At 56.6% G+C, this 12,790-nt stretch carries 10 protein-coding genes; 5 read left to right on the top strand and 5 right to left on the bottom strand.

The window, feature by feature from the left end; all coding sequences use genetic code 11:
• Positions 1-54 precede the first annotated feature (54 nt).
• Positions 55-1,314, bottom strand: coding sequence for a 4-aminobutyrate--2-oxoglutarate transaminase (locus ID864_RS08660; protein ID WP_048915437.1), 1,260 nt, complete (start codon positions 1,312-1,314; stop codon positions 55-57).
• 118 nt (positions 1,315-1,432) lie between these two features.
• Between ID864_RS08660 and pdxR the strand changes: the two genes are divergently transcribed.
• Positions 1,433-2,941, top strand: coding sequence for a MocR-like pyridoxine biosynthesis transcription factor PdxR (gene pdxR / locus ID864_RS08655; RefSeq protein ID WP_048915438.1), 1,509 nt, complete (start codon positions 1,433-1,435; stop codon positions 2,939-2,941).
• A gap of 246 nt (positions 2,942-3,187) precedes the next feature.
• The gene (locus tag ID864_RS08650; RefSeq protein WP_048915439.1) at positions 3,188-4,273 is read left to right on the top strand and encodes an ABC transporter ATP-binding protein; all 1,086 of its coding nucleotides are present in this window, start codon (positions 3,188-3,190) and stop codon (positions 4,271-4,273) included.
• Positions 4,274-4,374: 101 nt separating this feature from the next.
• Here the strand turns inward: ID864_RS08650 and pta are convergent, their stop codons facing one another.
• The gene (gene pta, locus ID864_RS08645; protein WP_099754969.1) at positions 4,375-6,519 is read right to left on the bottom strand and encodes a phosphate acetyltransferase; all 2,145 of its coding nucleotides are present in this window, start codon (positions 6,517-6,519) and stop codon (positions 4,375-4,377) included.
• 121 nt (positions 6,520-6,640) lie between these two features.
• Positions 6,641-7,843: an acetate kinase gene (ackA, locus tag ID864_RS08640; protein ID WP_048915441.1), complete on the bottom strand. Its 1,203-nt coding sequence runs from the start codon at positions 7,841-7,843 to the stop codon at positions 6,641-6,643.
• Positions 7,844-8,175: 332 nt separating this feature from the next.
• On the opposite strand from ackA, the gene yfbV reads away from it, so the two are divergent.
• The 3 genes from yfbV (at position 8,176) to ID864_RS08625 (ending at position 9,918) form a co-directional block, all read left to right on the top strand.
• Entirely contained in the window at positions 8,176-8,628 is a 453-nt protein-coding gene (gene yfbV, locus ID864_RS08635) for a terminus macrodomain insulation protein YfbV (RefSeq protein WP_048915442.1), read from the top strand.
• A gap of 122 nt (positions 8,629-8,750) precedes the next feature.
• Positions 8,751-9,245 (top strand): YfbU family protein, encoded by a 495-nt coding sequence (locus ID864_RS08630; protein WP_048915443.1) that lies wholly within the window; start codon positions 8,751-8,753, stop codon positions 9,243-9,245.
• Positions 9,246-9,258: 13 nt separating this feature from the next.
• Positions 9,259-9,918, top strand: coding sequence for a sugar phosphatase (locus ID864_RS08625; RefSeq protein ID WP_048915444.1), 660 nt, complete (start codon positions 9,259-9,261; stop codon positions 9,916-9,918).
• Between the two features lie 36 nt (positions 9,919-9,954).
• Here ID864_RS08625 and yfbR read toward each other — a convergent pair whose 3' ends face one another.
• Together yfbR and ID864_RS08615 are read right to left on the bottom strand one after the other, a co-directional pair.
• Complete coding sequence (yfbR, locus tag ID864_RS08620; RefSeq protein ID WP_048915445.1) at positions 9,955-10,551, bottom strand: 5'-deoxynucleotidase; 597 nt, start codon at positions 10,549-10,551, stop codon at positions 9,955-9,957.
• Between the two features lie 59 nt (positions 10,552-10,610).
• Positions 10,611-11,828, bottom strand: coding sequence for a pyridoxal phosphate-dependent aminotransferase (locus ID864_RS08615; protein ID WP_133623204.1), 1,218 nt, complete (start codon positions 11,826-11,828; stop codon positions 10,611-10,613).
• Between the last annotated feature and the right edge of the window lie 962 nt (positions 11,829-12,790).

Here is a 12,790-nt window from a genome sequence, read left to right as displayed (position 1 = left end):
TTAATGTTTTATATGCAGTTTCAATGCCACTTCCCTGTGGCCGGGCGCAATCGGTCAGCCACGTAATAAAGTAGAGAGCAGTGCGAGCGCGCTTTTGAACTGTGCGTCTGGGATCGTCAGCGGGTAGAGGAAGCGGATGACGTTGCCGTGCACGCCGCAGGTCAGCAGGATCAGGCCCTGCTCGAGCGCACGCTGCTGGATGCTGCGCGCAATCTCTGCGGACGGTTTACCGGTGGCAGGGTCGTTAAATTCGGCGGCCACCATGGAACCGCGCGCGCGGACTTCGACCAGCGCCGGGTTGTTGCTGCTATTCAGCGTTTCGACCAGCTCAGCGCCGAGGCGCAGCGCGCGGGCGCACAGCTGCTCTTCTTCGATCACCTCTAACACCGCCAGCGAGGCCGCCACCGCTAGCGGATTACCGGCGTAAGTGCCGCCCAGACCACCGGGTTCTGGCGCATCCATCACCGCAGCGCGGCCGGAGACGGCAGAGATAGGCAGACCGCCGCCGAGGCTTTTCGCCATGGTCATCAGATCGGGTTTTACCTCATAGTATTCACTGGCAAACAGCTTGCCGGTGCGGGCAAAACCGCTCTGGATCTCATCGGCAATCAGCAGGATGCCGTGCTGGTCACACAGCTTACGCAGGGCGCTGACAAACTCGGCGGGGGCGATGTTAAAACCCCCTTCGCCCTGAATTGGCTCATAAATGATTGCCGCGACCTGCTGCGGGCTGATATCACATTTGAACAGCGTTTCCAGGCTCTCCAGCGCATCATCCACGCTGTAGCCGTGCAGCGCGTTCGGATAGCGGGCGTGGAATACGGAGCCGGGGAAGGGACCGAAGCCGGTTTTGTACGGCGTGACTTTACCGGTCAGGCCCATGGTCATCAGCGTGCGGCCATGGAATGCACCGGTGAAAGCAATAACGCCAGGGCGACCGGTGGCAGCGCGGGCAATTTTCACCGCATTTTCTACCGCTTCGGCACCGCTGGAGAAGAAGGTGGTTTTGCACGGACCGCTGACAGGAACCCGGGCATTAAGCTGTTCGGCCAGAGCGATGTAGTTCTCGTAGGGGATCACCTGGTACGCGGTATGGGTGAAGCACTCGAGCTGTTGGCTGACGGCGGCCATCACTTTTGGGTGCCGGTGGCCGGTGTTGAGCACTGCTATCCCGGCGGTGAAGTCGATATATTCGCGGCCCTGATGGTCCCACAGCGTGGCATTTTCGGCCTTAGCGGCGAAGAAATCACACATCACACCGACACCGCGCGGGGTGGCATTCAGACGGCGCTGTTGTACTTCACTGTGACTCATGGTGTTACCTCGTCAAATTTTAGGTATAAACTTCACACATTCTCAGCTCTCCCTGTTTTGTAGCTTTTTCGGGGGTTTATAAACCAGATCCAGTTTTTTTTATTTCAAGGAACCAATTTTGCGAACGTTACTCGGAGACCTGCTTGCACACCGCTTAGCCCGGAACCCTAATGGGGCGCTGGGCAAACGTTTGTACGACGTGCTGCAGTGTGCGATTCAGGATGGATCCATTGCCACCGGCAGCCGCCTGCCCGCCACGCGCGACCTGGCGCGCGAGCTGTCGGTCTCACGTAATACCGTGCTGGCAGCCTACGAGCAGCTGCAGTCCGAGGGCTATCTGCAGACGCGCACCGGAAGTGGTACCTTCGTCAGCGACTCACTGCCGGAAGCGGTGCCGGAAACCGATGAATTACCGGTCAGCGCCGGCAAGCCATTTAACTTTGTGCGCTTCTCCAGCCGTGGTTCACGGCTGCTGACGCGCAGCGGGGCCGGGCCGCATCAGTGGGGGGCGTTTATGCCCGGAGTGCCGGATGTCAGCCATATGCCGCACGACATCTGGCGCAAGATCCACCTGCGGCTTAGCCGCCGTATGCCGGTGGAGGCGCTGAGCTACTCCAGCCACGGCGGCTGCCTAGAGTTGCAGCAGGCGTTAGCCGACTATCTGCGGGTAATCCGCTCGGTCAACTGCACGCCGGAGCAGATTCTGATCACTGCCGGAACGCACCAGGCGCTGGACCTGCTGGCGAAAATGCTCTGCGACCCGGGCGACCGCGCGTGGATTGAGGAGCCGGGCTATTGGGGGATCCGCAACGTGCTGGCGGTCAACGGTATCGACCTGCTGCCGACGGCGGTGGATGAGCAGGGCATGACGCTGCCGGACCTTAGCGCGGAGCTGCGCCCGCCGCGCCTGATCTGCGTCACGCCTTCGCACCAGTATCCGCTCGGTTCGGTGATGAGCCTGCAGCGGCGGCACCAGCTGCTGGCGCTGGCGCAAAGCGCGGGCAGCTGGGTGGTGGAGGATGATTACGACGGTGAGTTTCGCTTTGCCGAGTCGCCGATCCCGGCCTTGCAGGGGCTGGCACCGGATGCACCGGTAATTTATCTCGGTACCTTCAGCAAAACGCTCTACCCCGGGCTGCGCCTGAGCTACATGGTGGTGCCGAAAGCGCTGGCGGCGCGCATGAAGATGGCTCACTCCGAACTGTATCGCGGTGGCAATGGGCTGGTGCAGTTGACGCTGGCGGAGTTCATTCGCGAGGGGCATTACGCGGCGCACGTGCGCAAGATGCGCCAGCTCTACAGCCGCCGCCGCGCGGAGCTGGTGCGGGTCATCAAGGAGAGCCTGGGGGAGAGTTTTATCGCTCAGCAGAGCAATGCCGGGCTGCACCTGATCCTCTCCCTGCCCGATAATATTGACGATGTGGCGCTCAGCGCCGAGCTGGAGCAAAACGGCGTGCTGACCCGCCCGCTCTCGGCCTATTACCTGCTGGGTACCACGCGGCGCGGGCTGTTGTTGGGTTATGCCTGCGTCGAGGAGCAGCAGATGGCGGAGAAATTTGCCCCCGTGCTCGCCTGTCTCAACCGTCGCCTGCAGTCGGCGCAATTGCACCAGCGCAGTGCGGACTGAGCGAATAGCCTGATTCTGCGGGTTATTTGTATGACCTGATCTGGTGCAAAGATAAAAAACAATATAAAACAATAGCCTGGGAGATCTGCTCTCAGGCTTTTTTTTTGTGATTTTGTCAAATTCTGCTTGTCGAAGCGAAATTCGTTGTGGTAGAGCTAAAAAAGAGCCACCCGACAGATGCGCCCGGTGCAGGTAATGCACAAAGCGTGCCTGAGAGGTTTTTCCCCCGCTTGACGAGAGAATACTATGAGATCCCTGGTGAGTTTTAAGAACATCAAAAAGAGCTACGACGGCGAAAAGCTGGTGGTTCGCAACCTGAATCTTGAGGTGCAGGAGGGTGAGTTTTTAACGCTTTTAGGGCCATCTGGATCTGGAAAAACCACCAGCCTGATGATGCTCGCTGGCTTTGAAACTCCGACCGATGGCGAGATTTTTCTACGCGAGAAACCGCTGCATACCCTGCCGCCGCACCAGCGTGATATCGGCATGGTATTCCAGAATTATGCGCTGTTTCCCCATATGACCGTGGCGGAAAACCTGGCATTCCCGCTGTCGATCCGCCGCATGAACAAGGCGGATATCAAAGATCGGGTGTCGCGCATTCTCGATATGATTAAGCTGACGTCGCTGGCCGATCGCTATCCGGCGCAGATGTCGGGTGGGCAACAGCAGCGCGTGGCCCTGGCGCGTGCGCTGGTGTTTGAACCTAAGCTGGTACTGATGGATGAGCCGCTGGGTGCGCTGGATAAGCAGCTGCGCGAGCATATGCAGCTGGAGATTAAACAGCTGCACGAAATGCTGGGTCTGACCATCGTCTACGTTACGCACGACCAGAGCGAAGCGATGACCATGTCGAACCGGGTGGCGGTATTCAACGACGGCATGATCCAGCAGATGGACAGCCCCGGCACGCTTTATGAGCAGCCGGCGAATGCTTTCGTCGCGCAGTTTATCGGCGAAAATAACAACCTGCTGGCGACTCAGGTCTCGGTGCAGGGCGACTACTACCGCGTGAAGCTGGACGATGGCGGCGAGCTGGATGCGCTTAAGGTGCGCCCAAGTTCGCCGGGTAAGAAAATCCAGCTCAGCATCCGCCCGGAGCGCATTAACGTCAATGCGCCGGAACAGGGCGATCAGCAGGTGAAGGCGCGGGTTCAGCAGTTTATCTATCTGGGGGATCACGTGCGGATGCTGACGGAAGTCGCAGGGCAGGGGAACTTTATGGTCAAGCTGTCACCCGCCAAAATGGACAGCCGCTGGCAGCCTGGTAGTGAAGTGCTGCTGTCGTGGCAGCCGCAGCATCTGCGGGCGCTGGATGTGGTGCTCCAGTAAATTCAGTCAATAAAAAAGGCGAGGCATGCCTCGCCCCTGCGGGGTAACGACGATGTGTAAAAGGGCCGGGTAGGGACAGGCTGCCTGACCCGGCTGCGCGATTACCCTTCCGCCTGCTTCGACTGGATCGCCGTCAGCGCGATGGTGTAGACGATATCGTCGACCAGTGCGCCACGCGACAGGTCGTTGACCGGCTTGCGCATCCCCTGCAGCATTGGCCCGATTGAGATCAGGTCCGCAGAGCGCTGTACCGCTTTGTAAGTGGTATTACCGGTGTTCAGATCCGGGAAGATGAACACGGTCGCACGGCCGGCAACCGGGGAGTTTGGCGCTTTAGATTTCGCCACGTCGGCCATAATCGCTGCGTCATACTGCAGTGGACCGTCGATCACCAGGTCAGGGCGTTTTTCCTGCGCGATACGCGTCGCTTCACGCACTTTCTCAACGTCGCTACCGGCACCTGAGTTACCGGTGGAGTAGGAGATCATCGCCACGCGCGGCTCGATGCCAAACGCCAGCGCGGAGTCGGCGGACTGAATCGCAATCTCTGCCAGCTGTTCCGGATTCGGGTCCGGGTTGATGGCGCAGTCGCCATACACCAGCACCTGCTCAGGCAGCAGCATAAAGAACACCGACGAGACCAGCGAGCTGTTCGGCGCGGTTTTAATCAGCTGCAGCGGCGGGCGGATAGTGTTGGCAGTGGTGTGAACCGCACCGGAAACCAGGCCGTCCACTTCGCCACGCTCCAGCATCATGGTGCCGAGCATCACGTTATCTTCCAGCTGCTCCTGCGCGACCACTTCGGTCATGCCTTTGCTCTTACGCAGCTCTACCAGGCGCGCCACGTAGTTTTCACGTGCGGCTTCCGGGTCAACAATCTCAATGCCTTTACCCAGCTCAACGCCCTGAGCTGCGGCCACGCGCTGGATCTCTTCCGGGTTGCCCAGCAGGACACAGGTGGCGATGCCGCGTTCGGCACAGATAGCCGCCGCTTTCACGGTGCGAGGTTCGTCGCCTTCCGGCAGCACGATGCGCTTGCCCGCTTTACGCGCCAGCTCGGTGAGCTGGTAGCGGAAGGCCGGAGGAGAGAGGCGACGGCTGCGTTCGGAAGCGGCGGTCAGCGACTCGATCCAGTCTGCGTCAATGTGGCTGGCCACGTACTCCTGCACGCGCTCAATACGCTGGGTATCGTCGCTGGGTACTTCCAGGTTGAAGCTCTGCAGGCTAAGGGAGGTCTGCCAGGTGTTAGTGTCGACCATAAATACCGGCAGGCCAGTCTGGAAGGCGCGTTCACACAGCTTCTGAATGGGGGCATCAATCGCGTAACCACCGGTCAGCAGGATGGCACCAATCTCAACGCCGTTCATCGCCGCAAGGCAGGCTGCAACCAGCACGTCAGGGCGGTCGGCAGAGGTCACCAGCAGGGAACCCGGACGGAAGTGCTCCAGCATGTGGGGAATGCTGCGTGCACAGAAGGTCACGGATTTCACGCGGCGGGTGGCGATCTCACCTTCGTTAATGATGCGGGCGTCAAGGTGACGGCACATATCAATGGCGCGGGTGGCGATCAGCTCGAAGCTCCACGGCACGCAGCCCAGAACCGGCAGCGGGCTGTTAGCGAACAGCTGCTTGGGATCGATATTCGCGACGCTGGCTTTGGTGGAGTCGTCGAAGATCTCGGAAAGATCCGGGCGCGTACGGCCCTGATCGTCAACAGGTGCGTTCAGCTTGTTAATGATCACGCCGGTGATGTTTTTATTTTTGCTGCCGCCGAAGCTGCTCTGGGTCAGTTCGATACGCTCTTTCAGCTGCGCCGGCGAGTCATTGCCCAGCGACATCACGAAGACGATTTCCGCATTCAGGGTTTTGGCGATTTCATAGTTTAGCGCCGAGGCAAACTGATGTTTGCGCGTCGGCACCAGGCCCTCGACCAACACGACCTCTGCGTCTTTGGTGTTTTCATGGTAGTTGGCGATGATCTCTTCCATCAGCACGTCCTGCTGATTGGAGCCCAGCAGGGATTCCACGCGGCTCATGGCCAGCGGCACGGCGGCGGGAATGCTGGAGTTTTTACGGATGATAGTGGTGGTCTGATCCGGGCTGTCGCCACCCGCGCGCGGCTGGGCGATAGGCTTGAAGACGCTAAGACGCACGCCTTTACGTTCCATAGCACGAATAACGCCGAGGCTGACGCTGGTCAGGCCGACGCTGGTGCCGGTAGGGATGAGCATGATTGTACGGGACACAATAACTCCTCATGACTTTAGCCTGCACACGTAGAGCAGCTGCTCCAGTAGCAAGGGCTATACAAATTTCTTGGTGTCTAAAACAACTCCGCCAGCCTGAGCTGACGGAGAGAATCGTTTATTATGCGGTGAGACGGTCTGCGTCCTGCGCGATGACCAACTCTTCGTTGGTTGGGATAACCAGCGCCGGGCGGGTGCCCTCTTTGTTGATGAAGCCGGATTTGCCGAAGCGCGCGGCCAGGTTGCGTTCGTGGTCCACTTCGAAGCCCAGCAGGCCGAGCTTCGCCAGCGACAGCTCGCGCACCATCGCGGCATTCTCACCAATCCCGCCGGTGAAGATCACCGCGTCCAGACGGCCATCCATCAGCGCGGCATAAGAGCCGATATATTTCGCCAGGCGGTGGCAGTAAACGTCCATCGCACGTTTGGCATCGGCTTTGGTATCGTAGTTATCTTCCACATAGCGGCAGTCGCTGGTGACTTCGGTCAGGCCCAGCAGGCCAGACTCTTTGGTCAGCATCTTGTTGATCGCATCCACGTTCATGCCGAGCGTATCGTGCAGGAAGAAGATAATCGCCGGGTCGATATCACCGCTGCGGGTCCCCATCACCAGGCCTTCCAGCGGGGTCAGACCCATGGAGGTGTCAACGCACTCGCCGTTACGGATAGCGGAAACCGAACCACCGTTACCCAGGTGACAGGTGATGATGTTCAGCTCGGACACCGGCTTATTCAGCACTTTGGCCGCTTCCTGCGTCACGTAGAAGTGGCTGGTACCGTGCGCGCCATAGCGGCGAACGCCGTGCTCTTTGTACAATTTGTACGGCAGGGCATAGAGATAAGACTCTTCCGGCATAGTCTGATGGAAAGCGGTGTCGAAAACAGCCACATTTTTATCTGACAGGTGCGGGAAGTTTTTCAGCGCTTCGTCGATGCCGATCAGGTGCGCCGGGTTGTGCAGCGGTGCAAATGAAGAGGCGTCTTTGATACCCTGGATGACGGATTCGTCAATCACTACGGACTGCGTTAACTTTTCGCCACCGTGAACGATGCGATGACCGATAGCAACGATTTGTGCCGACAGTTCTGGTTTTTGTGCCAGAATAGTTTTAACCATGAAGTTCAGTGCTTCGCTGTGCGCTGCGCCTGCACCCAGAGCCGCTTCTTGTTTAGCGCCTTCCAGTTTCCACTTAATGCGGGCTTCCGGCAGGTGGAAACATTCAGCTAAACCTGACAGGTATTCGTCGCCGTTTGCCGGATCGATAATGGCAAACTTCAGGGAAGAACTACCGCAGTTCAGAACCAGTACTAACTTACTCGACATGGAAGGTCCTATTTATTAAAAGTGGCGAAATAAAAGTCAAACAGACTATCAGCGTAGCGCATGAAAGCTGGTACATTAATGATGAACATCATGCTGCCGGAAAGTTTTGTCCGAAAGCAAAAAATTTTGGAAACTTTACGATTTTTTTTAAATCTGATGCGCTTTTTCATGGCTTGGCCGAATGTTGACCAGGATTGCTCGCTGTCCAGGGCCTAAAACGCGCACAGGATAACCAGTGTCACCCTTAAAGACAAAATATTTTGAATGATGTTAGGTAAAGTTGGTGAGTTGTAATTTTTTTTTAATATTTATCTCTGAAGTTGAGGTTAGCCATGGCTAATGAATCCGGCAGTGTCGGTTGGTTTAAGCTGTTCCAGCATGGTCAGCACTACATGAAGACATGGCCTGTCGATAAACGCCTTGCGCCTATGTTTCCAGAAAATCGCGTCACGCGTGCGACACGATTTGCAATCCGCATTATGCCGCCCGTGGCTGTTTTCAGCCTCACCTGGCAGATCGCCCTTGGCGGGCAGCTGGGCCCGGCCGTCGCCACCGCGCTGTTCGCCTGCAGCCTGCCGATGCAGGGTCTGTGGTGGCTGGGCAAGCGCTCGGTAACGCCATTACCGCCTTCTTTATTGGGCTGGTTCCATGACGTGCGTGAAAAATTGCAGGCCGCAGGCCAGGCCATTGCCCCGGTGGAAGGCAAGCCAACCTATCAGTCACTGGCTGACGTGCTGAAGCGCGCCTTCAAGCAGCTGGATAAAACCTTCCTCGACGACCTTTAATCGCGTTTGCGGGTTTTCTGTGACGATCTCACCGGAAACCCGCGCTGCGTCAAAGAAGCCTCTCCCCGCGCCGTGAGATCCTGCCGCCACTGACTATTTTCCCCGTGGCGGAGGAGCCCCAAATGGACATGACCCATGCCCAGCGTTTAATTCTTTCCAATCAGTACCAGATGATGGCGATGCTCGACCCGGATAACGCCGCGCGTTACCAGCGCCATCAGACCATTATCGAACGCGGCTTTGGCCTGCAGATGCGCGAGCTGGATAACGATTTTAGCCAGCTGCCGGAGGCGGAGTGCCGCACGCTGATCGCGATGATGGAGATGTATCACGCCCTGCATATCTCCTGGACTAATCTGAAAGAACCGCAGGGCATCGAGCTGCGTCGTCTGGTATTCCCTGGCTTTGATGCCGCTTCTGAAGGGCGATATCTTGGCTATGTGCGCTTTCTGGTGGAGGTTGAAGGGCGCTACACCCACTTTGATGCGGGCAGCCACGAGTTTGATACTCAGGTGCCGATGTGGGAAAAATACCAACGCATGCTCGCGCTGTGGCACAATTGTCCCCGGCAGTATCATCTGAGTGCGAACGAGATCGCGCAAGTTATCAACGCCTGAGAAGGAAGATGCGGTGAAGTGTAAAGGTTTTCTGTTTGATCTGGATGGCACGTTAGTTGACTCCCTTGCGGTAGTTGAACGTGCCTGGAAAAACTGGGGTAAGCGCCACGGGATCGCGCCTGAAGAGGTGCTGGGCTTCATCCACGGTAAGCAGGCAATTACCTCACTGCGCCACTTTATGAGCGGAGCTTCAGCGGAGGAGATTCAGCAGGAATTTATCGCGCTGGAAAAGCTGGAAGCTGAAGATATTGACGGCATTGTTGCCCTGCCCGGTGCGGTTGAGCTGCTAAGCCAGCTGGACGAGCTGGAGATCCCCTGGGCGATCGTCACTTCAGGTTCCGTACCCGTTGCCAGCGCGCGCCATGCGGCGGCAGGTTTACCGGCCCCGGCGGCATTTGTCACCGCCGAGCGCGTTGAGCGCGGCAAGCCGGAGCCGGATGCCTATCTGCTTGGCGCCCAGCTGCTCGACCTGGAGCCGGAGGAGTGCGTGGTGGTGGAAGATGCCGCTGCCGGGATCCTCTCCGGTCTGGCTTCCGGCAGTCATGTGATCGCGGTTAACGCGCCGGCAGATTCGCCACGGCTGGAAGATGTCGATATGGTGCTCAGCTCGCTGGAAGAGTTGGTCATCAACAAGAATCCGGACGGCAGCGTCAACGTCCACCGTAAACACTAAAGTGCTTAAAGGGCGTGGTTCGCCACGCCCTGCTGGTTACAGCGAATCCTGACTGATCTCATCCAGCGACAGGCTAAAGCTCGGAACAAATACCTCTACAAAGTAGTCCATCTCCGGGCTGTGGCGCTGTGCCAGCGTCTTTTCCAGGCGCGCTTTGGCCAGCAGAAACTCATTATTGCCCGCCGACAGCTCTTCGAGACACTTCAGATAGGCACAGAGCGCGTCGGCCTGCTTCACCACCGCCGTTTCGGCTTCGCTGTGCTGATGCTCGTCAATCAGCGGAGCATAGGCGGAGCGCAGCTCCTCCGGCAGCATCTCAATCAGCTTACGCTGGGCTATCTTTTCGATTTTCTTATATTCGTGGGCGATCTGCGCATTGTAATACTTCACCGGGGTGGGGAGATCGCCGGTAAGTACTTCGCTGGCATCGTGATACATCGCCATCATGGCGATGCGTTCAGCATTGAGATTGCCATTAAACTTTTTGTTCTTGATGACCGCCAGCGCATGGGCAACCATCGCTACCTGCAGGCTGTGTTCGGAAACGTTCTCCGTGCGCACGTTGCGCATCAGCGGCCAGCGGTTGATTAACTTCAGGCGGGAGAGGTGGGCGAAGAAGTGGCTTTGGGTCATGATTATTTTCCCTGGTACAAAATGCGAAGAGCGGCCTGAGCCGCTCTTTGGGGAGAACATTACAGCTGGCGGTAGCCACTGAGGAAACGACCAAACTTGTTAATCGCCATATCCAGTTCATCAACGCGCGGCAGCGTGACAATGCGCACGTGATCTGGCCACGGCCAGTTAAAGGCGGTGCCCTGAACCAGCAGCACTTTTTCCTGCAGCAGGAAGTCGAGCACCATCTTCTGGTCATCGTGAATATTGAACTTCTTGCTGTCAATTTTCGGGAACATATACAGCGCGCCGTCTGGCTTCACGCAGCTCACGCCCGGAATGTCATTAATCAGCTCCCATGCCCGGTTGCGCTGCTCATAGAGGCGGCCGCCAGGCTGGATAAATTCGCTGATGCTCTGATAGCCACCCAGCGCGGTCTGAATGGCGTGCTGTGCCGGAACGTTGGCGCACAGGCGCATGGAGGCCAGCATCTCCAGACCTTCAATATAGCCTTTGGCGTGCTTCTTCGGCCCGTTGAGGACCATCCAGCCCTGGCGGAAGCCCGCGACGCGATAGGTTTTAGACAGACCGTTAAAGGTGATTGTCAGCAGGTCCGGCGCCAGCGCGGCAATAGAGTGGTGCTGTGCGGCATCGTAAAGGATTTTGTCGTAGATTTCGTCGGCGAAAATAATCAGGTTGTGCTGACGCGCCAGCTCGACCACTTCCATCAGCAGCTCTTTGCTGTAAACGGCACCGGTCGGGTTATTGGGGTTGATAATCACAATGCCGCGGGTGCGCGGGGTGATTTTGCTGCGGATATCATCAAGGTCCGGGAACCAGCCTGCGGACTCATCACACAGGTAGTGAACGGCTTTGCCACCCGAAAGCGAGACGGCCGCAGTCCACAGCGGATAATCCGGCGCCGGAACCAGCATTTCGTCACCGGTATTCAGCAAGGCCTGCATCGACTGTACGATCAGTTCAGAGACGCCGTTGCCGATGTAGATATCTTCAACGGTGATATCACGCATGCCGCGTGCCTGGTAGTGCTGCATGATCGCTTTACGCGCCGAGTACAACCCTTTGGAATCGCAGTAGCCCTGAGCGCTTGGCAGATTGCGGATCACATCCACCAGAATCTCATCGGGGGCTTCAAAACCAAACGGCGCCGGGTTGCCGATGTTCAGCTTGAGGACTTTATTACCTTCTTCTTCGAGGCGCTTAGCTTCTTTCAGCACCGGGCCGCGAATGTCGTAACACACATTATCCAGTTTGCTGGATTTATCAATTGGGGTCATTTTTGTCGCCTTGACTGGCAGAACTGCGTTCCTGCCGTGGAAAACTAAACATTGCACAATGTACTCCTCTCCTCTGAGCTTTTGAAGGGCGACAGCGGGCTTTGGTGAGTTAAAGGATGTTTTTTCACTCAGCTGGCAGGGGGGCGCGTCAGGGCCGAATATTCTGATATTTCATGCTGCATAATGGGTGTAATCCGATACTAACATCTGTGCAATGATTCTACGCTGTCAAGCGCCTGCATGATTAGTCGTTCCACTAAAGGGACTCTGTTAGCTGATTCAGTAAAAAACGGTGTACTGATGCTTTAAGAAACTGTGAAGATAAACTTATTTCACTGTCTGTTTTTTAATCAGTCGGGGCGATAGCTGAAGAACAGGCAGCATCTGAGGGGTGAGGGGGGAGAGAAGGATCGCAACTTGAGGCTACCCGTGTGACGATAAATTTTTTAGGGCCAGGCCCGGTATTGCGTGCTGTCGCCGATAAAATCTTGCTTTAGTGATAAGTTTAATTGCTTTTGGGCTTAAAAAGTAAACGACAGTATGTCAGGATAATGCTCAGGAGACTTTGCACCGTGCGTGCAGGTACTCCGGGTGATAAAAAAACGCTTTTTATTACCCTAAATAGTAAGTTGTACTTAACATTTTGCGCTGTAACTACAGCGATCTGGCAATTCAATTTTCAATGGTTGTTTTAGACTTGCGGCACCACAACTCATCCTTTTTTGAGTTTCGTCGGTGTTAATTAACTATAACGACGCGGCTTCCTGCAACTTATGGGTTAGTGCAGCGTGCATTAGTGATGTATCAGACGGAAGAACCTATTTAACTCTGGCAGTAAATCCTGGCTCAAGCGGGATCGATGGCTGGAGGTGAAGAGTCTTTATCGTCTGCAAATGTAAGTAATGCATCGGGTAATTTTTAATTGCTAAACACTGTAGCCATTACGCAATTGTTATCGTCTT

The sequence above is a fragment of the Erwinia aphidicola genome, assembly GCF_014773485.1.
Classification (GTDB): domain Bacteria; phylum Pseudomonadota; class Gammaproteobacteria; order Enterobacterales; family Enterobacteriaceae; genus Erwinia; species Erwinia aphidicola.
Note: the sequence above shows the minus strand (reverse complement) of the source record. Positions and strands in the feature narration are given on the sequence as shown.